This is a genomic window from Azorhizobium caulinodans ORS 571, from assembly GCF_000010525.1.
GTDB classification, from domain to species: Bacteria; Pseudomonadota; Alphaproteobacteria; order Rhizobiales; family Xanthobacteraceae; genus Azorhizobium; species Azorhizobium caulinodans.
Map to the genome: position 1 here is coordinate 3,861,842 of NC_009937.1, position 22,288 is coordinate 3,884,129.

Sequence of the window (22,288 nt, forward strand, 5' to 3'; positions counted from 1 at the left end):
TCACCGCAACTGGTCCATGGCGACCATGTCCATGTCCGTATAATCGATATTGTCGCCGCCCATACCCCAGATAAAGGTGTAGGCGCGGGTGCCGACGCCGGAATGGATGGACCACGGAGGCGAGATGATGGCCTGACCGTCCGCCACCACCAGATGGCGCGTCTCCTCCGGCTTGCCCATCAGATGGACGACGCGGGCGTCCGCCGGCAGGCCAAAATAGAGATAGACCTCCGAGCGCCGGTCATGCACGTGGCAGGGCATGGTGTTCCAGATGTTGCCCTCGGCCAGCTCGGTCATGCCCATGACGAGCTGGCAGGACTTCACCACGTCCGGATGGATCATCTGATAGATGGTGCGCTTGTTGGCGGTGGCCTGATCGCCGAGCGGCATGGCCTTGGCCTCGGCAATCTTCACCACCTTGGTCTCGTAGCGGGCATGGGCGGGCGTGGAGAGCAGATAAAATTTCGCCGGTGCATCGGGATCGTCCGAGAGGAATTCCACATCCTTCGTGCCCTGCGCCACATAGAGCGCGTCGCGGTGCCCGAGGACATAGGTCTCCCCGTCCGCGACCACCTTGCCCGGGCCACCAATGTTGAAGACACCCAGCTCGCGCCGGTCGAGGAAATTGGGCGAACCGATGGTGGCCTTGTCGCTCTCCAGCTTCAGTGCGTCGCTCCGGGGCGTCGCGCCGCCGATGACGAAACGTTCCACATGGCTGTAGGTGAGCAGCACCTTGCCCGGCTCGAACAGCCGCTCGACGAGAAAATGCTGGCGCAGCGCCGCCGTATCATAGCCGCTCACCGCGTCCGGGTGGCTGACCTGGCGCACGTCGATCATCATGATGAAAACCTTTCGGGAAAAGGGGCGGCCGCAAGGCACGCCAAAGACGGGCCGGCGGGGCCGCCGGCCGGGCATTTCGGGACGCGGCGCGCTCAGCGGAACAGCGAAGGCAGCCAGAGCGTCACGGCGGGCACGTAGCTCACCAGCAGCAGCACGACAATGCTGGCGCCGAAGAACGGCCAGATGGTCTTCATAGCCTCGCCGATGGAGATCTTGCCCACCGCGCAGCCCACGAACAGCACCGAGCCCACGGGCGGCGTGTTGAGGCCGATGCCGGCGTTCAGGATCAGGATGATGCCGAACTGCACCGGATCGATGCCGAAGGCCTTGATCAGCGGCAGGAAGATGGGCGTGCAGATGATGATCATGGGCGCCATGTCCATGAACGTGCCCAGCACCAGCAGCAGGATATTGATGAGCAGCAGGATCACGTATTTGTTGGACGAGATGGACTGCATCAGCTCGATGGTGGCGGCCGGCACCTGAAGGAAGGCCATGAGCCAGCCGAAGGCGCCCGCCGTGCCGATGACCAGCAGCACCATGGCGGTGGTGCGCACGGCGCCGAGCGTGGCGTGGACGAAGGCATCCCAGTTCAATTCGCGATAGACGAGGAGCGTGATCAGCAACGAATAGATGACCGCGATGCAGGAGCTTTCCGTCGCGGTGAAGATGCCCGAGCGCACGCCGCCGAAGATGATCGCAATGAGGATGATGCCCGGCGCGGCCACCACGACCGCGCGCAGCACGCCATACCAGCCGGGAAAGATGCCCGAAGGATAGCCGCGGTTGCGGGCGACGATATAGGCCGTGATCATCAGCGCCGCCGCCAGCAGGATGCCCGGCAGGATGCCCGCCGTGAACAGGTCGGCGATGGAGATGGTGCCGCCCGCCGCCAGCGAATAGATGATCATATTATGGGAGGGCGGCACGAGCAGTGCGATGATGGCGGCATTCACCGTCACGTTCACCGCGAAATCCCGCGAATAGCCGTGCTTGGCCATCTGGGGGATCATGATGCCGCCGATGGCCGAGGCATCCGCCACCGCCGAGCCGGACACCCCACCGAACAGGAAGGATGCCACCACATTCACCTGCCCGAGCCCGCCGCGCAAGTGGCCGAACATGGAGGCGGCCATGCCGATAAGGCGATCCGCGATGCCGCCGCGCATCATCAGGTCGCCGGCGAAGATGAAGAACGGGATCGCCAGCATGGCGAAGGCGTTCATGTTAGAATTGATCTGCTGGAACACCACCATGGGCGGTAGGTCCAGATAGAGCACGGTGGCGATGGAGGCGAGGCCGAGGCAGAAGGCCACCGGCGTGCCGAGCAGGAGCAGCGCCGTGAAGACGCCGAAAAGGATGGTCATGGCCATGGGCGTTGGTCCGGCGCTCAGTCGGTGGAATGCTCGGCGCCGAGCGGCACCGGCGGCACGAGCGGCTTCACCAGATCCTGAAGCAGCCGCTCGAAGGAGAAGAGGGTGATCAGCGCACCGCCACCTGCGAGCGGCAGATAGTCGACGCCTTGCGGCAGGTCGATCCCCGCCATCTTGGCGGACCACGTCTCCATGGCGAGATCCCAGCCATAATAGGCCATGGCCGCGCCGAAAGCCGTAATGAGAACGTGGGTCGTGAGTTCCATCAGCCGGCGCACGGCGGGCGAGGCGTAGTGCAGTCCGATCTCGAAGCCGAGATGATCCCCCTCGCGCACGCCAACGGCGGCTCCGAGCAGGATGAACCAGCTCATCAGCAGCAGGGAGAAAGGCTCGGTCCAGCTGGGGGAATCGTTGAGCACATAGCGCCCCACCACCTGCCAGAACACCGCCGCCGTCATCACGATGAGGCCGACGCCGGAAATGTAGAGGGCAAAGCGCGAGAGGCCGCGCACAAAGCGGTGGAGGATCTGAAGGGCGGGTATGGCACCCATGGTGGCGGACCCTCGCAAGGACTGATCGGTCATGGCTTCATCTCCGCTCCGGCCTCAGGCCGGCAGCCGAAGCGGGCGGCGTCTTGGGCCGCCCGCGCTGTGCCGTCAGGCGGTCGCCTTGATGCGCGCGACCAGGTCCTTCATCTTCTCGGAGGTGACGAACTTGTCGTAGACGGGCTTCATGGCATCGATGAAGGGCTGCTTGTCCACCTCATTGATGAGGGCGCCCCCCTTGATGACCTTCTCCTTGGCCTCGGCGTCGCGCTTGGCCCAGAGTTCGCGCATCTTCAGCGTTGCCGCCTTGCCTGCCTCGCGGAAGAGCTTCTGGTCGTCCGCCGAGAGCTTGTCCCATGAGCGCTTGGACATGCAGAAAACTTCCGGCGCCATGGAATGCTCGGTAAGCGAGAAATACTTCGCCACCTCGTAGTGCTTCACGGATTCGTAGGAGGGGAAGTTGTTTTCCGCGCCGTCCACGAGCCCGGTCTGGAGCGCGGAGTAAAGCTCGCCGAAGGGCATGGGGGTCGCATTGGCGCCAAGCGCATTGATGAGGGCGATGAAGAGATCCGACTGCTGGACGCGGATCTTCATGCCCTTCATGTCGGCCAGCGTGTTGATGGGCCGCTTGGAATTGTACATGGAGCGGGCGCCGCTATCGAAGAAGCCCAGCACGATGAGGCCGTGCGGCTCGAACGCCTTGCCGATCTCGGCGCCGATGGGGCCGTCCACCACGCTGTACATGTGCTGCACGGAGCGGAAGAGGAACGGCAGGCCGAGCACCGCCGTCTCGGGGATCAGATTGTTGAAGGGCGCGGTGTTGACGCGGTTGAGATCGATGACGCCGAAACGGGTCTGCTCGATCGTGTCCTTCTCCTGGCCAAGCTGGCCGGAGCTGAAGACCTGGACCTTCACACGGCCATTGGTCTTATCCTGAAGATACTGCCCGAAGAACTTCACCGACTCCACGGTCGGATAGCCGTCGGGATGGATGTCTGCGGAACGCAGCGTCACGCTCTGGGCGGAAGCGCGCGTGAAGGGCGCCACCGCAAAGGCGGCGGAGGCAGCGGTCAGCGCAAGCGCATGACGTCGGGTCAGCATTGGCGTTCTCCCTGAGTGATGATGTTCTTGTTGGGCCCGCATATGGTACCTCGGAACGGCGCGGGAGCGACGGAACCGGATTCAGCGCATGCAGGCCCCACACTTGTATGGTAGTATGGACGAACTGGCAACTGGGAGAATGAACGTGGACGCCCTGAATGTGCCGACGACGGGATCAACGGCACAGCGCATCGAGACTGAACTGCGCCGCGCGATCATCTCCATGTCGCTGCCGCCGGGCACGCGCCTGTCCGAGCAGGAGATCGCCACAAGCCATGGCGTGTCTCGCCAGCCGGTGCGGGAGGCGCTCATCGGCCTTGCACGCACGCGGCTCGTGGAAATCCTGCCCCAGCGCGGCACCGTGGTGGTGAAGATCTCGACGCGCAAGATGATGGAGGCGCGGTTCGTCCGCGAGGCCATCGAGACCGCCGTCGCCCGCAAGGCTGCCGATGCCTTCGATCCGGCGCAGCGCACGCGCATCGACGATCTGATCGATCTCCAGTCCAAGGCGGCGCAGCGCAACGACCACGGCACCTTCCAGCGCTATGATGAACTGTTCCACGTGGCGCTGGCGGAAGGCGCCGGCTGCGGCCTTGCCTGGGAGGCCATCAGCGACATCAAGGCCCACATGGACCGGGCGTGCCATCTCACGCTGACCAGCGCCGAGACCATGGCCGCATTGGTGGATCAGCACCGGGCCATCATGGTTGCGGTGGACGCCCGCGATCCTGCGGGCGCGGCGGAAGCCATGCGCTGTCACCTGAGCGAGATCCTGCGCGCCTTGCCCAAGGTCGCGCAGGAGCATCCCGACCTGTTCGAATAGGCCGGGAACGCCTCACATCACAGCGCCCACCTGCCAGGGCACGAATTCCGCATCGCCATAGCCGAGCGCCTCGGACTTCGTGCGCTCGCCGGAAGCGGTGCGCAGGATCTTGTCGAAGATCTCGCGCCCCTTCTCTTCCAGCGTCACGCCGTCGAGGACATCGCCGCAATTGATGTCCATGTCCTCTTCCATCCGGCGGTAGATGTCGGAATTGGTGGCGAGCTTGAGCGACGGCGTGGGCTTGCAGCCGAAGGCGGAGCCACGCCCGGTGGTGAAACAGATGAGATTGGCCCCGCCCGCCACCTGGCCCGTGGCAGCCACGGGATCATAGCCGGGGGTGTCCATATAGACGAAGCCATGCTCCGTCACCGGCTCGGCATATTCATAGACGGCCCGGAGCGTCGAGGCGCCGCCTTTTGCCGCCGCGCCCAGCGACTTCTCCAGAATGGTGGTGAGACCGCCCGCCTTATTGCCGGGCGAGGGATTGTTGTTCATCTCGCCCGCGCTGCGCGAGGTGTATTCCTCCCACCATTTGATGCGCGCCACCAGCTTCTCGCCCACGGCGCGGTTCGCTGCGCGGCGGGTGAGCAGGTGCTCGGCGCCGTAGATTTCCGGCGTCTCGGAGAGGATGGACGTGCCGCCATTGCGCACGAGAAGATCGGAGGCGACACCGAGCGCCGGATTGGCGGTGAGCGCGCTGTAGCCGTCCGAGCCGCCGCACTGGAGGGCGAGGATGAGCTCAGCCGCCGGGCGCGTCTGCCGTCGGTGCGCGGCGGCGGCAGGCAGCATCTCCTTGAGCGCGCCAACCAGATGCTCCACCGTCTTGCGGGTGCCGCCCTCGTCCTGAATGGTCAGCGAGCGGAAGCCGTCGCTCTCCTGCACACCATATTCGGACTTGAAGCGGGCGATCTGGAACACCTCGCAGCCCAGTCCCACCATCACCACGGCAGCGAAATTGGGATGCGTCGCATAGCCCCACACGGTGCGGTTCAGGATGTCGAATCCCTCGCCCTTGGAGGCCATGCCGCAGCCGGTACCGTGGGTGATGGGTACGATGCCGTCGATGCCTGGAAATTGCTCCAGAAACCCTGAGCGCTCCAGTTCCTGCGCCGCGAAGCGCGCCACCGAGGCCGAGCAGTTCACGCTGGTGAGAATGCCGAGATAATTGCGCGTGCCCGTGCGGCCGTTGGAGCGGCGATAGCCCTGAAAGGTCGCCCGCTCGGCCTCCGGCAACAGACCGTCGTCGTGGGCGTCCACCGCGAAGGCGTAGTCGCGGGAGAAATCGTGCAGCACCACATTGTGCTCGTGCACATGCTCACCCGGCGCGATGGCCCGCGCGGCAAAGCCGATGATCTGGCCCAGCTTGCGCACCGGCTCGCCCTCGGCGATGGGCACCAGCGCAAACTTGTGGCCGCGCGGAATGCGCGCCTGCGCCGTGATGCCGGACACCACAACACCCGGCGCGAGCGCATCCAGCGCCACAGCTACATTGTCGGAGGCCGCCAGATGCAGAACGCGCGGCGAAGCTGCGCCGGCGCGCACCTCCGAAGCCCCTTCGCGAACCAGCTCATCCATTGGTCTACCTCCCGCAGCGTTATCGTTGACGGCGTTGATATGCTAATATATTAGCATCGCAAAACATCACAAGTGGAAGCGAGGAAACGTGCCAGCGGAGCCGGCATTTGCGCGGTGGACGGAGGGGCTTGAGGCCACGGGCCTCGCCAAGCGCGTGCGCGCCATTCCAGCCTCCGCGCGCATCCATGCCGCCTTGCGCGAGCAGATCATCGGCATGGAAATCGCCCCCGGATCCGCGCTTCAGGAGAAGCAGATCGCGCTCGCCTGCGGCGTCAGCCGCACACCGGTGCGCGAGGCGCTGCTGAAGCTCGCGGACGAGCGGCTGGTGGACATTTTCCCGCAGTACGGCACCTTCGTCTCACGCATCTCCGTCCCCGCCATGCACGACGCCATGGTGATCCGCGATGCGCTGGAGCGCGCGGCCGTGCGCGGCGCCGCCATCGCCGCCACCGATGCCGCCATCGCCCGACTGCGTAATATCCTCACCGAGCAGCGCACCACGCACGAGGCAGGGCACCTCACCGCCTTCCACGCGGCGGACGAGACCTTCCATCAGGCCATCGCCGAGATCGCCGGGCACCCCAATCTCTGGCGCGTGGTGCGGCAGGAGAAGGCCCATGTGGACCGGTGCCGCATTCTCTCCCTGCCCTCTCCCAGCCGCCGTATCGACGTGATGGCGGACCACGAGGCCATCTTCGAAGGCATCGCCTCGCGCGATCCGGACAAGGCCGAGGCCGCGATGCGGGCGCATCTGGATCAGGTGCTGCCCTCGGTCGGAATGCTGGTGAAAGCGCATCCCGGCTATTTCGAGGGCGTCGATCAGGCCCCCGTCGCGCCCGTCCATGCGGACGGCACGCCGGTTCAGCCCGCGCCCGTCAATGGCACGACAAGCGCGCCCAAGGCGAACGGAACCCGCACCCGGCGCGTGAAGGCTGAAGCGGTCCTCGCGGTGGCGGACGCAGAGCTCAAGGCGTCGCGGCAGACGACGCGCAAAACCTCATCAAAAACGCCCCGGGAAAGGACACGTTGAGCCCATGGCGAGCCCCCTCATCCACCCCGACCGCCTGTTTCCCGCCGACCCCGCCGTGCGCGCGGTGGCGCGGCGCCTCTATGAACAGGTGGCGGACCTGCCCATCGTCTCGCCCCACGGCCACACCGACCCGCGCTGGTATGCGGAGAACAAGAATTTCCCGGATCCCGCACGCCTGTTCGTGGTGCCGGATCACTACATCTTCCGCATGCTCTACAGCCAGGGCATCCCGCTGGAGCAGCTCGGCGTGCCCCGCCGCGACGGCGGCGAGACCGAGCAGGACGGCCGCAAGATCTGGCGCCTGTTCGCGTCCCACTATCACCTCTTCCGCGGCACCCCGACCCGCTCGTGGCTGGACCATGCCTTCGCCACCCTCTTCGACATCGAAGAGCGGCTGAACGCGGAGAATGCGGACCGCCTCTACGACCGCATCGCCGAGCGGCTGGAGACCGACGCCTGCAAGCCGCGCGCTTTGTTCCAGCGTTTCAACATCGAGGCCATCGCCACCACCGAGAGCCCGCTCGACGAGCTGAAGTGGCACCAGATGATCCGCGACTCGGGCTGGAACGGCCGCGTCGTCACCGCCTACCGTCCGGACCCGGTGGTGGACCCGGACTTCGAAGGCTTCCGCGACAATCTCACCCGCTTCGGCGAGCTGACTGGCGAGGACACCTTCTCCTGGACCGGCTATCTGGAAGCCCACCGCAAGCGGCGCGCCTTCTTCAAGAGCTATGGCGCCACCTCGACTGACCATGGCCACCCGAGCGCCCGCACCGCCGACCTCTCGCTCGGTGAAGCGGAGGCTCTCTTCGAGCGCGTGGCCGGCGGCCAGGAGGTCTCGGCGCAGGATGCGGAGCTGTTCCGCGCCCAGATGCTCACCGAGATGGCGCGCATGTCGGTCGATGACGGGTTGGTGATGCAGATTCACCCCGGCTCGGTGCGCAACCACAATGGCGGCATCCTCGCCCGCCACGGCCGCGACATGGGCGCCGACATCCCGAGCCGTACCGACTATGTGCACGCGCTGAAGCCGCTGCTGGACCGCTTCGGCAACGAGAAGAACCTCACCATCATCCTGTTCACGCTGGATGAGACGAGCTACTCGCGCGAACTCGCCCCGCTCGCCGGCCATTATCCGGTGCTGCGCCTCGGCCCGGCCTGGTGGTTCTTCGATGCGCCGGAGGGCATGAAGCGCTTCCGCGAGCTGACCACGGAGACGGCGGGCTTCTACAACACCGTTGGCTTCAACGACGACACCCGCGCCTTCCCCTCCATTCCCGCCCGCCACGACGTGGCCCGGCGCGTGGACTGCGCCTATCTCGCCGAACTGGTGACGACCCACCGGCTCGAGGAGGACGAGGCGCACGAAGTCGCCCACGATCTCGCCTACAGGCTCGCCAAGAAAGCCTACAGGCTCTGACCTTAGCGGGTGCAGCGCACCCGGGGGCATCCGGTCCGGTCGCATCGCACCGGTCCCGCTGGCCCGTCACCGACTTTGAAATCGAGCCCGATCTTCCGGCCAGACCGGCAGTCGATCCGATCGGGGCGGGCTCGCGAGGAAACGCCAAGGGAGAAATGCGACCATGACTTTCTCGAACATCAGCCGCCGCACCTTTGTGGGTGGCGTGGCCGGCGCGGCGGGTCTTGCCGCGTTCGGCGGCCGCGCGCAGGCGCAGCTCGCCCTGCCGAAATCGCCCATCACCCTCAATGTGGTGGACGTGGCCGGCAATCTCGCGCTGACCCAGAAGCCCATCGAGAACTACCGGAAGGCGAAGCCGAACCTCGTCTCCAAGATCTCCTTCACCAAGGCCCCCGCGCCGGAACTGCCGGGCAAGATCAAGGCCCAGCAGGAAGCCGGCCGTGTCGATATCGACATCGTGCTCACCGGCACGGACGCGCTCGCCGCCGGCATCGACCAGAAGCTCTGGGTGGAAATGCTGCCGGCTCACGCCTCGGCCCTGCCCAAGCTCAACGACATCTATCTGGAACCCGCCGCGCGCATGCAGACGCTGGCGAGCGGCCAGGGCGTGGTCGTGACCTATTATCCTTCCGGCCCGCTCATCGAATACATGCCGACCGTGAAGACCCCGCCGACCACGGCGGAGGAGCTTCTGGCCTGGACGCGCGAAAACAAGAACCGCTTCCTCTATGCCCGCCCCGCCAATTCCGGCCCCGGCCGCACCTGGCTCATGGGCCTGCCCTATCTGCTCAAGGATGCGGACCCGACTGACCCGATCAAGGGCTGGGACAAGACCTGGGCCTATCTGAAGGCGCTGGGCGAGAACATCGAGTATTATCCCTCCGGCACCACGCCCACCATGAAGGAACTGGGCGAGGGCTCGCGCGACATCATCGTCTCCACCACCGGGTGGGACATCAATCCGCGCGTGCTCGGCATCGTGCCGAAGGAGGCCAAGGTCGGCGCCCTCAAGGGCTTCCACTGGGTGGCCGACGCGCATTACGTCTGCGTGCCCAAGGGCCTGCCGGACGAGAAGATGGCGGTCATTCTCGACCTCATCTCCTTCATCCTGCAGCCGCAGCAGCAGGCCTACACCTATGACGAGGGCTATTTCTATCCGGGCCCGGCGGTGAAGAACGTGCCGCTGGACCTCGCCCCCGCCGAAAGCCAGGCCGCCATCAAGGAATATGGCCGGCCGGAATATGCCGCGCTGATCGCCGACAATCCCATCGAGCTCCCGCTGATGCCGGACAAGATGGTGCAGGCCTTCCGCCGCTGGGACGAAGAGATCGGCGCGGCGAAGAAGAAGTAGCCGCACGCATCCGCGCGCCGCGCACGCCGTGGCGCGCCTCTCGACACTCTCGGAACCCGCCGGCGCGTCACGCGCCGGCATCCTGACCGTGCAACTTCCGGACGCGCGCCATGACCATTCACGCCGCCAGTTTCAATGAACTCAAGCTCGACCGCCTGTCGCGCGAATTCGGTACGCTCAATGCGCTGAAGGAGGTCAACCTCACCATCCGCCAGGGCGAATTCATCGCGCTGCTCGGCCCCTCGGGCTGCGGAAAGTCCACCACGCTGAACATCCTCGCCGGCCTCCTGCCCGCCACCGGCGGCGGCATCTGGCTGGACGACAAGCGCATCGACCAGCTGCGGCCCGAGGAGCGCGGGTTCGGCATGGTGTTCCAGAACTACGCCCTGTTCCCGCACATGAGCGTGGAAGACAATGTGGGCTTCGGCCTTCTGATGCGCGGCATGTCCAAGGCCGAGCGCAAGAAGCGGGTGGACGAGGCCATCACCATGGTCCGCCTCAACGGTCACGGCCACAAGCTGCCCGGCCAGCTCTCCGGCGGCCAGCAGCAGCGCGTCGCCATCGCCCGCGCCATCGTGGTGGAGCCGCCGCTGGTGCTCATGGACGAGCCGCTCTCCAACCTCGACGCCAAGCTGCGCCTGGAGATGCGCGCGGAAATCCGCCGCATCCACAACATGCTCGGCGCCACCACCATCTATGTGACCCACGATCAGGAAGAGGCGCTCTCGCTCGCCGACCGCATCGTGGTGCTGAAGGATGGCGTGGTGCGCCAGGTGGGCGCGCCAGACGAACTGTTCGCCAACCCGAACTATCTCGACGTCGCCGAATTCATGGGCTTCCGCAATCGCCTCACGGGCACCATCGCCTCCCGCGAGGGAGAGACTGCGGTCGTCTCCATGGCCGCCGGCGGACAGATGGTCGGCCGCGTGCGCGGTGACGCTGCCGTGGGCGATCGGGTGATCGTCGCCATGCGCTCGGACGATCTCAAGCACGCGGCGGAAGGCGAAGGCTTCCCGGTGCGGGTCGCGTCCAGCGAGTTCCGGGGCCGCGAATATTGCGCCTTCGGCTCGGCCTCGGACGGCACGGATCTCGCCTTCCTTTCCCACAGTCCGCTGGTGGCCGGCGATCAGGTTCAGGTCTCCGCCGATCCCGCCCGCGTCCTCGTCTTCCCGGATCGCACCCAATGAGCCGCCCCGTGTCCCTCGACGCGCCCCGCATCTCCCTGTCGCAGCGCCTCGCCGCCCGAGGCATCGACGGCCTGACGCTGCTGGTTCTGCCGGCCGCGCTCTTCATCCTTGGCCTGTTCGTCTATCCCTTCCTCTATGGGCTCTGGCTGTCGTTCCAGCCCAAGGTGGGCGGCACGCTGGCCAATTATGTGAAGTTCTTCTCCGACCCGTTCCTCTACGGGACCATCGCCACCACCTTGTGGCTGGCGCTGCCGGTGACGATCCTCAACATCGTGCTCGCGGTGCCGATCGCGCTGCGCGTACGCCACCTGCGTCGCCAGAGGCTGCTGACCACCATCCTCGTGATCCCGATCACGCTGGGCACGGTGCTCGTGGCGGAAGGCCTGCTGAACTATCTGGGGCCGCAGGGCTGGTTCAACCGCACGCTCATCACCCTCGGCCTCATCTCCAAGCCGCTGGCGCTGCTCCACAATTACTGGGGCGTGTTCATCTCGCTGCTGCTGACGGGCTTCCCCTTCACCTTCCTGCTCACCCTCTCCTATCTATCGGGCCTCGACCCGGCGCTGGAGCAGGCAGCGGCGACGTTGGGGGCGGGATCGTGGCAGCGGTTCCGGCACATCATCCTGCCGCTGCTGCTGGCGGGCCTTGCCATCACCTTCTGCCTGTCCTTCGTGCAGGCCTTCTCGGTGTTTCCCTCGGCGGTGCTGCTGGGTGCCCCGGCCGGGCCCACCCGCGTCATCTCGATCGCGGCCTATCAGGCGGCCTTCGAGGACTATGATTATTCCATGGCCTCGGCCATCGCCATGATCATGGCCGTGGTGCAGCTGGCCATCGTCGCGGCGCTTCTGTTCGCCCGCGGCCTCATCTATCGCGGCGCCACCTCCGGCGGAAAGGGCTGAGCCATGATCCGGGATACGACACTCGGCGCGAAGCTCTGGATCACCGCCGTCTGGGCCGTGATCGGCTTCTTCATCCTGAACCTCCTCGCCATGATCGCGGCGGTGGTGGTCTCCTCCTTCGCCACGCGCTGGCTCGGCACCTGGATGCCGCTCGGCTGGACGACGCGCTGGTACACCTCCGCCTGGGACGAATTCCAGCTCAATGACGTGCTGATCGTCACCTTCCAGGTGGTGTTCCTCGTGGTCTTCCTGTCCGGCCTCATCGGCGTCCCAGCGGCCTATGCCATGGCCCGCCGGGACTTTCCGGGCAAGAAGGTGGTGATGCTGCTGTTCCTGCTGCCCCTGCTGGTGCCGCCCATCACCTTCGGCATCCCGCTCGCCACCGTGCTCTACCGGGCCGGGCTCGCGGGCAGCATGACGGGCGTGGTGCTGGCCAATCTCGTGCCCACGGTGCCCTTCGTGGTGCTGGTCATGATCCCCTTCGTGGAACAGATCGACCAGCGCATCGAGGCGGCGGCGCGGGTGTTCGGCGCCAATACCTTCAAGCTGTTCCGGCATGTGCTGGTGCCGCTGCTGCTGCCCGGCATCCTCGCCGCGCTGCTGCTGGTGCTGGTGCGCACCATCGCCATGTTCGAGCTGACCTTCCTCACCGCCGGCCCCACCAGCCAGACGCTGGTCGTCGCGCTCTATTATGCGGTGTTCGCCTCCGGCGTGCGGGCGGTTCAGTCCATCGACGCCATGGCGGTGGTCTACATGATCACCACGCTCATCTGGCTGCTCATCGCGCTGCGCTTCGTCAATCCGACGCAGATCGTGGCCCGCGCCAAGTCCGAGCACGCCCACTGAGCTGAAGCGGGGCGCGCGGGAAGCCGCGCGCCCCGTTCTCGTTCCAACGCCCCTTCAAGAAGGCCGAAGATGCGCCTCTCGCTTGCCAATCTGAGCCGTCTTCCGGCCGATATCCGCCGCCCCGCCTATGACGTCGCCGCCGCGCAGGTGGGCGTCGTCCATCTCGGCGTCGGTGCCTTCCACCGCGCCCATCAGGCCGTCTATCTGGACGACTGCCTGGCCCGGGGCGCTGCCGGCTGGGCGGTGTGCGGCGCCAGCCTGCGCTCTCCCGACACGTCGGAGGCGCTCGATCCGCAGGACGGCCTCTATACGCTCGCCGTGCGTTCCGGCACGGGCGACGATTTGCGCGTCATCGGCTCCCTGCGCCGCCTGCTGGTGGCCCCGCGCGATCCGTCCACTCTCCTCGCGGCCATGTGCGATCCCAACGTGCGCATCGTCACCCTGACCGTGACCGAGAAGGGCTATTGCCACGACCCGGCCACCGGCACGCTGGACGAGGCCCATCCCGACATCATCGCGGACCTTGCCAATCCCGCCGTGCCCCGCAGCGCGCCCGGCTTCCTCGTGGAAGCGCTCGCCCGGCGGCGGGCGGCCGGTGTTGCGCCCTTCACCGTGCTCTGCTGCGACAATCTCCCCGCCAATGGCGAGACGGTCGCCCGCGTGGTGGCCCGCTTCGCTGCCTTGCGCGATCCGGACCTCGGCCGCTGGGTCGAGGCGGAGGTCGCCTTCCCCTGCACCATGGTGGACCGCATCGTGCCCGCCACCACCGATGCCGACCGGGCCATGGTGGCCGGGCGCCTCGGCATGGAGGATGCCTGGCCGGTGATGGCCGAGCCCTTCACCCAGTGGGTGGTGGAGGATCGCTTTCCCGCCGGCCGGCCGCCGTTGGAAGACGTCGGCGCGGAACTGGTCGCCGACGTGCGCCCCTATGAGCTGATGAAGCTCCGCCTGCTCAACGGCAGCCACTCCACCCTCGCCTATCTCGGCTATCTGGCGGGCAAGGAAACCATCGCCGAGACCATGGCCGAACCCGCCTTCCAGCGGCTCGTGGCGCGGCTTCAGGACGAGGAAGTCACCTCGACCGTCCCGGCCCCGCCCGGTGCCGATCTCGGCGCCTACAAGCGGGCCCTGCGGGAGCGCTTCGCCAATCCGGCACTCAAGCATCGCACGTGGCAGATCGCCATGGACGGCTCGCAGAAGCTGCCCCAGCGCCTGCTCTCCCCCATCCGCGACCGGCTCGCCGCCGGGGCGCCCATCGGCTTCCTCGCCCTCGGGGTGGCGGGCTGGATGCGCTATGTCTCGGGCACGGATGAGAAAGGCAGCGCCATCGACGTGCGCGACCCCCTCGCCGCCCGCTTCAAGGCGGTAGCGGAAACGGCGGGACCGGACGCCGACCGGCTGGCGGAGGGCCTTCTGGCGGTGCGCGAGGTGTTCGGCGCCGATCTGCCAACCGATCCGCGCTTCACCGGCGCGGTCAAGGCGGCGCTCGGCCGTCTCTATGCGGAAGGGGCTGCCGCCAGCGTCGACGCCGCCACGCGGGGTTGACGCTGCGGCGAAGGACCGCGACGTTCGGGCACGCACGCAGAAGGCGGAGATTCCCATTCCGCTTCTCTGAAAGGAAGCCCATGAGCCCCCATCGCCTGCTTCGACCCTCCCCCACGCCACTCTTTCCGGACCTCGCGGGCAAGAGCGTGCTCGTCACCGGGGCCTCGACAGGCATCGGCGCGGCGGTCGCGGAGGGGTTTGCGGCCAGCGGGGCCAAGGTGGCCGTGCATTACAACGCCAGCCGGGAACCGGCCGAGCAACTCGTCGATCGCATCCAGGCGGCTGGCAGCGAAGCCGTCCTCATCCAGGGCGACGTGACCGAGCCCGGTGCGCCGGCGCGGATCGTCAAAGCGGCCGTGGATGCCTTCGGCCGGCTCGACGTGCTCGTCAACAATGCCGGCGGGCTGGTGGAGCGCGTGCCCATCCCCGATTACACGCCGGAATTTGCCACCCGCGTGCTCGACCTCAATGTCACGCAGGTGATTGCCTTCGTGACCGCGGCGGTACAGCAGATGACGGGCCAGCCCGATCCGGGCGGCTCCATCATCAATGTGTCCTCCGTCGCAGCCCGCAACGGCGGCGGCAACGGGGCCGTTCTGTACGCGGCGGCCAAGGGCTTCATCTCGACCGCCACCCACGGCTGGGCCAAGGAACTCGCCAAGAGCGGCATCCGCGTCAATGCGGTGGCCCCCGGCGTGATCGCGACCCCCTTCCACGAGCGCTTCTCGACGCCCCAGCAGATGGCCGCCATGCAGGCGACCATCCCCATGGACCGCATCGGCATTCCGGAAGAATGCGTGGGGGCGTTCCTGTTCCTCGCCTCCGACGCAGCCAGCGGCTACATCACCGGGCAGATCCTCGAGGTCAACGGCGGCCAGTACATGCCCTGACCCCGGCCGGTTTCGGGGGTAATGGTGAGGCGGTTTGCCCACAGATCGGCCGATAAATTGCTGACTATATTTTAGGACTTCTTGCGGGGGAGCCCCTCGTGGCCAGCAACCTGGCGCGCCGGATGGAAGCCCTGCCGGCATTGCGACGTCCAAGCCGTCGCGTTCGTTGATCTTTCGGCTACCTAGCGGAGAAATTTTCTTCGGAGCACTATCTCGCGCCGGCCCTTTCAAAGGATCGGCCAAAATGCCCGGAGGAACGCCCGCATGTTTGGTTTGTGGGACAAACAAAAGACTGCAAACAGCAGGCAACAGGTAGCGAAACCCGAACCGGTCGTGGTGGAAAAGGCCGCTCCGCCCCCGCAACCCGAGTTGCGGACAGGGGATGCGGAACTCGTCGCGCTGCTGGAAACCGACATCCGACGGGCGGAAACGAAACTGGCGGGTGCCGGTGCCGCCATGCGCGCGGCGGCGGCCGCGGGCGTGCGCGATCTGGAGCACATCCGTGCCGACAGCGAGGTGATGAGCGCGGAAACGGCCTCGGCCAAGGAGAATGCCGCGAGCCTCGCGCGTGCCATCGGCGCCTTCGCCGAGACGGCAACCGAGATCGGCCGGCAGGCGCAAACGTCCGGACGGCTCGCGGGCGAGGCCGAGACCGCCAATCAGGCCGTGACGGCGGCCACGCAGGAGCTGCATGTGGCCATCAGCCAGATCCAGGCCGTGGTCGCGCTCATTTCCGACATTGCGAGCCAGACCAACCTGCTCGCCCTCAATGCCTCCATCGAGGCCGCCCGCGCAGGCACGGCGGGCGCGGGCTTTGCGGTGGTGGCGAGCGAGGTGAAGGCACTGGCGGGAGAGACCCAGAAGGCGACCAAGGAGATATCGGAGAAGATCGACCGGCTGGAAGCCGCCGCCAAGGCGAGCGAGACCGCCGTGCAGCGCGTCAGCGGCACCATTGCCGAAATCCGCCCCGTGGCGGCGCGCGTGGCGGAGGCGGTGGCCGGGCAGGTCGGCGCCATCGACGAGATCGGCCGTAGCGCGGAAGAGGTGGAACGCTTCGCCGAGGTGGTGGCGGATCGTGCCCGCTCCATCAGCTCCGCCACCGGCGCCGCGGCGCAGACCAGCGCCGAGATCGAGCAGCGCACCGGCGACATGACCCACAATGTGGAGGAGATGTCACGCCATCTGCTCAGCGTGCTGCGCCAGACACCGCTGGGCGACCGCCGCAAGTTCGACCGCTGGCCGGTGGAGATCTCCGGCCGTCTGTCCCATGCGGGCGGCACGGCGTCGGTGAAGACTCTCGATCTTTCCATGGGCGGCGCCCTGCTCGCCGCTGTCACGCCCACCCCGCGGGTGGGCGAACGGATCACGCTCGACCTGCCGGGTCTCGGCGCCCTGCCCGGCCGGATCGCGGCGAACAGTCCGCTCGGCTGCCACATCGCCTTCGAGCGCACCGACCATGCGGCGGTGGAAAGCCGCATCGCCGCCATCGCCCGCGAGGCGGCCGACGCCATCGCCCGTGCCCAAAGGGGCGCCGAAACGGTGCGCGAGGCCTTCGCGCGGGCCCTCGCGGCTGGCCGCATCAGCCGTGACGCCCTGTTCGACACCACCTATCGCACCCTGCCCGGCACCGATCCCGAGCAGGTGGAAACCCGAGCGCTTTCCTTCCTTGAAAGCACCCTGCCGCCCTTGCAGGAACCCATGCTGGGCGAGGACGGGCGGCTCGCCTTCTGCGTGGCGGTGGATGTGAACGGCTATCTGCCGGTGCACAATGCGCAATATTCCAAGCCGCAGCGCCCCGGCGATCCCGCCTGGAACAACGCCAACAGCCGCAACCGGCGCATCTTCGATGACCGGGCGGGCCTGCTGGCGGCCCGGAACACCAAGCCCTTCCTCGTGCAGGTCTACGCGCGGCACATCGGCGGGCAGGTCATCATGATGCGGGAGGTGGATGCGCCCATCATCATCGAGGGGCGGCATTGGGGCGCCTTCCGCACCTGCTACCGGATGTAGCGCGCCGGGCGAGCGGCTATTGCCGCTCGATGCCCGCCTTCTCGATCACCGCCGTCCATTTGGCGATGTCGGCCTTCAGACGGTCGCCAAGCTCCTCCGGGGTGCTCGCCCGCGCCTCGATCCCGAGGTCCAGCAGCTTGCGCTTCACATCCGGCATCGCGACCACCTCGGTGATCGCCTTGTTCAGCACGCCGATCACCTCGGGCGGCGTGCCCGCGGGCGCGAAGATGGCATTCCAGGAGGTGACCTCGAAGCCCTTCACCCCGCTTTCGTCGACGGTCACGAGATCGGGCAGCACCGCCGAACGGGTCGGACCCGAGGCGGCGATCGCGCGCAGCTTCCGGTCCGCCATCATCGCCCGCGCGGAGGCGTAGCTGTCGATCATCACGTCCACGTCGCCACGGGTGGCGGCGATGACGAGATCGGGCGTCGTCTTGTAGGGGATGATGGTGACATCAACGCCGGCCATGGACTTGAACAGCTCCGCCGACAAGTTCTGGCTGGAGCCCACATTGATGGTGCCGAGATTCAGCGCCCCCGGCGAGGCCTTGGCGAAAGCGATGACATCCTGCACCGAATGGTATTTCGAGCCGGCCGCCGTCACGAACAGGAACTCGAAATAGCCGAGCGACGAGACGGGCGCGAAATCCTTCACCGGATTGAAAGGCAGCTTCTTGAACAGCGGGACCGATATGGCCGTGCCGTTGGTCAGGAGCGCGAGCGTGTAACCGTCCTTGGCCCCCTGAAGGGCCGCCCGCGCGGCGGTGATGCCGCCGGCACCGGGCTGGTTGTCGATGATGAACTGCTGTCCGAGTTTCTCGGTCAGCTTCTCGGCCACGACACGCACTGTGATGTCGGCAATGCCGCCCGGCCCGAACGGCACGACAATCCGCACGGGGCGGATCGGATAAGGCGTCTGTTCCGCGGCAGGCGCAGGTGCGGCACCGAGCGCGAAGACCATCGCGCAGCCGGCAGCGATCCTTGCGAGCAAGGTCATGATGTCCTCCCTTGGAAATCGGCGGCGCCGGTAGGCTCCGGCGTCCGCCTCTGGTGCCGTCAGCCCTTCAGTTGCGAGGCGTCGTCCACATAGACGAGGCCGGCCGCAGCAAGCGGCTCGCGCATCTTGTACATGTCGAGCCCGAGTACGCCGGAGGCGAGCTTGGCGCGCTTCTCGCCCTCATTGGCCTCGCGGGCGGCGGCCTTCTCGGCCACCTCGGCGGCACGGGCGAGCGGCACCACGACGACGCCGTCGTCATCGGCCACCACCACATCGCCGGGGTTGACCAGCGCCCCGGCGCAGACCACCGGGATGTTGACCGAACCCACCGTCGCCTTCACCGTGCCCTTGGCGGACACCGCTCGCGGCCAGACGGGAAAGCCCATCTCGGTGAGCGTCTTCACGTCCCGGCAGCCGGCATCGATGACGAGGCCGACGGCGCCGCGCGCCTTGAAGGAGGTGGCCAGCAGATCGCCGAACATGCCGTCCGTATTGTCGGTGGTGCAGGCCACGACCACGATGTCGCCGGGCTTGATCTGCTCGGCCGCCACGTGAAGCATCCAGTTGTCGCCGGGCTGGGCGAGCACGGTGACGGCGCTGCCGGCCACCTGCGCGCCCGCATAGATCGGGCGCATGTAGGTCTTCATGAGGCCGATGCGCCCCATGGCCTCGTGCACGGTGGCGACGCCGAACCCGGCCAGTTGGTCGATCACCGACTGTTCGGCGCGGGAGATGTTGCGGACGACGACGCCGGTCATGCCAGTTCCTCCAGGATCATCGGGAACAGGCGCTGGTAGGCCTCGCCATAGGTCATCGCCCGGCCCGAGTTACGGCCGCCCTGAACGCCCCGGTTGAGCGCGACACGGGTGTAGTATTCCCAGAGATGCTTCTGTGCGGCGAGCACCTCGAACGCCTTGCGCTTCACCTCCCAGACGTCGTCGATATTGAGGATGACGTTGGGCTTGAAGTCGCACTGCTCGGGCTGGTGGGGCTCGAACAGGAAGACCGGCGGGGCGGCATAGGCGCGGGTCGGGTCCGGCTTGTGACCGGCGGCCTGCGCGATGATGCGGGCCTCCTGCGCGAGGCGCGTGGCCTCCGGATGATCGACGTTATAGGGGTCGTTGAGCGAGTGCGTCAGCACGAAGGCCGGCTTCTCCTCGCGATAGATGTCGATCAGGCGGTCGAGGATGGCCTCCGTGCCGCGCAGCGGATAGTCGCCGGCGTCGAAGAACTCGATCTCGGCGCCGAGGATGCGCGCGGCCTCCTCGGCCTCCGCCTTGCGCTGGGCCTTGACGTCCTCAAGCTTCACGCCCGCCGTCTTCCAGGCCCACTGGCTCTCGCCGCGCTCGCCGTAGGACAGGCAGGCGATCTTGACGCGATAGCCCTTGCGCGCATGGAGCGCGATGGCGCCACCCGCGCGCCAGACGAAATCGCCCGGATGGGCGGTGATGACGAGAGCGGTTTTTCCTTGCGACATGGTCCTGGACCTTCATTGCCATCTTGAAAGGGCCGCAGGCGGTGGCGCCTTGCGGCGGAATGGAGCCGGACGTCCTGCTGGGCCGGACAGAGCGCCCGGCAGGACGGCGGGCATCAGCGCGCGGGAGAGGCCGCCTCGACGTCCTCGCCATCGAGCACGCGGCGCAGCCGGTCCTCGTCGAGCGCGTTCTCCCACTTGGCGATGGCGATGGTCGCCACCGCATTGCCGATGAGGTTGGTGGGTGTGAGCCCTTCCGACATGAGCCGGTGGATGCCGAGGATGAGCGCGACACTCGCCACCGGAATGGTGCCGGAGGAGGCAAGCGTCGCCGCCAGTACCACGAAGGCCGCACCCGCAATGCCTGCGGCGCCCTTGGAGGTGAGCAGCAGGATCAGAAGCAGGCCGATCTGGTGGCTGATATCGAGAGGCGTGTTGGTGGCCTGCGCCAGGAACACGGCCGCCGTCGCGAGATAGAGGCAGGTGCCGTCGAGATTGAACGAATAGCCGGTGGGGATGACGAGACCGACGACGCTTTCATCGCAGCCGGCCTTCTCCATCTTCACCAGCATGCGCGGCAGCACCGTCTCCGACGAGGTGGTGGCGAAGACGATGAGCATCTCCTCGCGGATGTAGCGCAGCAGCTTGAAGAGGCTGAAGCCGCAGAGCCGCGAGACTGCGCCCAGCACCACCACGACGAAGATGAGGCAGGTGACGTAGAAGCAGATGAGGAGGTTGCCGAGCGACAGCAGCGAGGTGGCGCCGAACTTGCCCACCGTGAAGGCGATGGCCCCGAACGCGCCGAGCGGTGCCGCCCACATGACGATGCCCACCACCTGGAACAGCATCTGCGACACCGTCTCGGTGAGATCGATCACCATCTTGCCGCGCGGGCCGATCCAGGTGAGGCCGAAGCCGCACAGCACCGAGAGGAACAGCACCTGCAGGACGTGCCCCTCGGCAAAGGCGCCGAGGAAGGTGTTGGGGATGATGCTCATGAGGAAGGAGATCGTGTCGGTCTTCTCCGTCTGGGCGAGATAGCCCTTGATGGAGGTGGTATCGACCGTGGACAGGTCCACGTTCATGCCGACGCCGGGCTTCCACAGATTGACCATCACCAGCCCGATGATGAGCGCGATGGTGGTGATGATCTCGAAATAGATCAGCGACTTGATCGCAACGCGGCCGACCCGGGCCATGTCCGCCATCTTCGCGATGCCGTGCACCACCGTACAGAAGATGATGGGCGCGATGAGCATGCGGATGGCCTTGATGAAGGCATCTCCCAGCGGCTGCATCTTGGTGCCGAACTGCGGGTAGAAATGCCCCACGAGGATGCCGATGATCATGGCGGCGATCACCTGCACCCAGAGTTGGGCATACCACGGCCGGGTCTTGGCCGGTGCCTTGACCGGCGTTGCGGCATGCGTGACGGACATTGGGGCGTCTCCCGGTCAGCGCCTGTTGGCTCAGGCGTCGTTGAAATCGAAGAGGCGGGCCGGGTTCTCCACCAGCACCTTGTGCTGGAGCTCCGGCTCGGGGGCGAAGAGCGGGATGAGGTCCACGAGGTCGCCGTCGTTGGGCATCACCTTCACGTTGGGATGCGGCCAGTCGGTGCCCCAGATCACGCGGTCCGGTGCGGTCTCGAGGATCTTGCGCGCGAACGGCACCGCATCATGGAAGGGGGGACCGGCGGTCGACACGCGCTCGGCGCCACAGATCTTCACCCAGCACTTCTCGTCGCGCTCCATGAGGTCGATGAGGGTGCGGAAGGGCAACTGGTCGAGGCCCTCGTTCGCCTGCACCCGGCCCATGTGATCGATGGTGTAGGGAACCGGCAGGCGGGAAAGCATGTCGGCATATTGCGGCAGGTCGATCGCGTCGAAATGCAGGTCGATATGCCAGCCGAAGGGGGTGACCATGGCCACGATGCGGTCGAACACCTTCATGTCCGGCACGCCGCCGAGGTGGCGCACGAAATTGAAGCGGCAGCCACGGAAGCCGCCCTCGTGCAGTTCCTCGATGCCCTTCTCGTCGATGGTGCCGTCGATATTGGCGACCGCCCGGTAGCGCCCGTTGCTCTGGGCGATGGCGTCGAGCGCGACGCGGTTGTCGGTGCCGTGGACGCTGGCATTGACGATGACTGCCCGCTCCACGCCGAGCTTGGCATGGAGGGCCTTGAAGGCAGGCAGCGGCGCATCCGGCGGGGTATAGGAGCGCTTGGGGTCGTAGGGATAGACGTCGCCCGGCCCGAAGATGTGGCAGTGGGTGTCGCAGGAGAGGGGCGGCAGCTTGAAAGCCGGCGTCCGCGTATTCGAATCGGGGCCGGGGATGGACTTGATGGGACCGGTCTGGAGGGTCATGACGCGCCTAGCGGGTGGT

20 protein-coding genes are annotated in these 22,288 nt (G+C 66.8%); 10 read left to right on the top strand and 10 right to left on the bottom strand.

What is annotated here, in order from left to right; all coding sequences use genetic code 11:
• From kduI to AZC_RS17185, 4 genes are all read right to left on the bottom strand, one after another.
• On the bottom strand, window positions 1-840 hold the full coding sequence (kduI, locus tag AZC_RS17170) for a 5-dehydro-4-deoxy-D-glucuronate isomerase (protein ID WP_081434029.1): 840 nt from the start codon (window positions 838-840) through the stop codon (window positions 1-3).
• A gap of 92 nt (window positions 841-932) precedes the next feature.
• Entirely contained in the window at window positions 933-2,213 is a 1,281-nt protein-coding gene (locus AZC_RS17175; RefSeq protein WP_012171859.1) for a TRAP transporter large permease, read from the bottom strand.
• A 17-nt stretch (window positions 2,214-2,230) separates the two neighbouring features.
• Window positions 2,231-2,797 carry a TRAP transporter small permease gene (locus tag AZC_RS17180; RefSeq protein ID WP_012171860.1) on the bottom strand — a complete coding sequence of 189 codons (567 nt, stop codon included), beginning with the start codon at window positions 2,795-2,797 and terminating at the stop codon, window positions 2,231-2,233.
• A gap of 72 nt (window positions 2,798-2,869) precedes the next feature.
• Entirely contained in the window at window positions 2,870-3,859 is a 990-nt protein-coding gene (locus AZC_RS17185) for a TRAP transporter substrate-binding protein (protein WP_043879518.1), read from the bottom strand.
• Between the two features lie 139 nt (window positions 3,860-3,998).
• Between AZC_RS17185 and AZC_RS17190 the strand changes: the two genes are divergently transcribed.
• Window positions 3,999-4,682, top strand: a complete 684-nt coding sequence (locus AZC_RS17190; protein WP_043879519.1) for a GntR family transcriptional regulator — start codon at window positions 3,999-4,001, stop codon at window positions 4,680-4,682.
• A 12-nt stretch (window positions 4,683-4,694) separates the two neighbouring features.
• On the opposite strand, the gene AZC_RS17195 is transcribed toward AZC_RS17190, so the two are convergent.
• Window positions 4,695-6,257, bottom strand: coding sequence for a UxaA family hydrolase (locus tag AZC_RS17195; RefSeq protein ID WP_012171863.1), 1,563 nt, complete (start codon window positions 6,255-6,257; stop codon window positions 4,695-4,697).
• A gap of 88 nt (window positions 6,258-6,345) precedes the next feature.
• On the opposite strand from AZC_RS17195, the gene AZC_RS17200 reads away from it, so the two are divergent.
• The 9 genes from AZC_RS17200 (at window position 6,346) to AZC_RS26305 (ending at window position 17,435) form a co-directional block, all read left to right on the top strand.
• Window positions 6,346-7,287 (top strand): GntR family transcriptional regulator, encoded by a 942-nt coding sequence (locus tag AZC_RS17200; RefSeq protein ID WP_012171864.1) that lies wholly within the window; start codon window positions 6,346-6,348, stop codon window positions 7,285-7,287.
• Between the two features lie 4 nt (window positions 7,288-7,291).
• Window positions 7,292-8,707, top strand: a complete 1,416-nt coding sequence (gene uxaC, locus AZC_RS17205; protein WP_012171865.1) for a glucuronate isomerase — start codon at window positions 7,292-7,294, stop codon at window positions 8,705-8,707.
• Between the two features lie 163 nt (window positions 8,708-8,870).
• The gene (locus AZC_RS17210) at window positions 8,871-10,058 is read left to right on the top strand and encodes an ABC transporter substrate-binding protein (RefSeq protein ID WP_012171866.1); all 1,188 of its coding nucleotides are present in this window, start codon (window positions 8,871-8,873) and stop codon (window positions 10,056-10,058) included.
• A 116-nt stretch (window positions 10,059-10,174) separates the two neighbouring features.
• Window positions 10,175-11,245 (top strand): ABC transporter ATP-binding protein, encoded by a 1,071-nt coding sequence (locus AZC_RS17215; protein ID WP_052286100.1) that lies wholly within the window; start codon window positions 10,175-10,177, stop codon window positions 11,243-11,245.
• Window positions 11,242-12,144, top strand: a complete 903-nt coding sequence (locus AZC_RS17220) for an ABC transporter permease (RefSeq protein WP_012171868.1) — start codon at window positions 11,242-11,244, stop codon at window positions 12,142-12,144. The genes AZC_RS17215 and AZC_RS17220 overlap by 4 nt, the downstream gene beginning before the upstream one ends.
• 3 nt (window positions 12,145-12,147) lie before the next feature.
• On the top strand, window positions 12,148-12,990 hold the full coding sequence (locus tag AZC_RS17225) for an ABC transporter permease (protein ID WP_012171869.1): 843 nt from the start codon (window positions 12,148-12,150) through the stop codon (window positions 12,988-12,990).
• A gap of 69 nt (window positions 12,991-13,059) precedes the next feature.
• Window positions 13,060-14,535 carry a mannitol dehydrogenase family protein gene (locus AZC_RS17230; RefSeq protein ID WP_012171870.1) on the top strand — a complete coding sequence of 492 codons (1,476 nt, stop codon included), beginning with the start codon at window positions 13,060-13,062 and terminating at the stop codon, window positions 14,533-14,535.
• An 80-nt stretch (window positions 14,536-14,615) separates the two neighbouring features.
• The gene (locus AZC_RS17235) at window positions 14,616-15,425 is read left to right on the top strand and encodes an SDR family NAD(P)-dependent oxidoreductase (RefSeq protein ID WP_043879520.1); all 810 of its coding nucleotides are present in this window, start codon (window positions 14,616-14,618) and stop codon (window positions 15,423-15,425) included.
• Between the two features lie 336 nt (window positions 15,426-15,761).
• Window positions 15,762-17,435: a methyl-accepting chemotaxis protein gene (locus tag AZC_RS26305; RefSeq protein ID WP_158304134.1), complete on the top strand. Its 1,674-nt coding sequence runs from the start codon at window positions 15,762-15,764 to the stop codon at window positions 17,433-17,435.
• A 16-nt stretch (window positions 17,436-17,451) separates the two neighbouring features.
• On the opposite strand, the gene AZC_RS17245 is transcribed toward AZC_RS26305, so the two are convergent.
• From AZC_RS17245 to AZC_RS17265, 5 genes are all read right to left on the bottom strand, one after another.
• Window positions 17,452-18,432 carry a Bug family tripartite tricarboxylate transporter substrate binding protein gene (locus AZC_RS17245; RefSeq protein WP_012171873.1) on the bottom strand — a complete coding sequence of 327 codons (981 nt, stop codon included), beginning with the start codon at window positions 18,430-18,432 and terminating at the stop codon, window positions 17,452-17,454.
• Window positions 18,433-18,491: 59 nt separating this feature from the next.
• Window positions 18,492-19,190, bottom strand: coding sequence for a 4-carboxy-4-hydroxy-2-oxoadipate aldolase/oxaloacetate decarboxylase (ligK, locus tag AZC_RS17250; protein WP_012171874.1), 699 nt, complete (start codon window positions 19,188-19,190; stop codon window positions 18,492-18,494).
• Window positions 19,187-19,909: a PIG-L deacetylase family protein gene (locus AZC_RS17255; protein WP_012171875.1), complete on the bottom strand. Its 723-nt coding sequence runs from the start codon at window positions 19,907-19,909 to the stop codon at window positions 19,187-19,189. The genes ligK and AZC_RS17255 overlap by 4 nt, the downstream gene beginning before the upstream one ends.
• Window positions 19,910-20,022: 113 nt before the next feature.
• Entirely contained in the window at window positions 20,023-21,345 is a 1,323-nt protein-coding gene (gene dctA, locus AZC_RS17260; RefSeq protein ID WP_012171876.1) for a C4-dicarboxylate transporter DctA, read from the bottom strand.
• Window positions 21,346-21,375: 30 nt separating this feature from the next.
• Entirely contained in the window at window positions 21,376-22,269 is an 894-nt protein-coding gene (locus AZC_RS17265) for an amidohydrolase family protein (RefSeq protein ID WP_012171877.1), read from the bottom strand.
• Window positions 22,270-22,288: the final 19 nt, after the last annotated feature.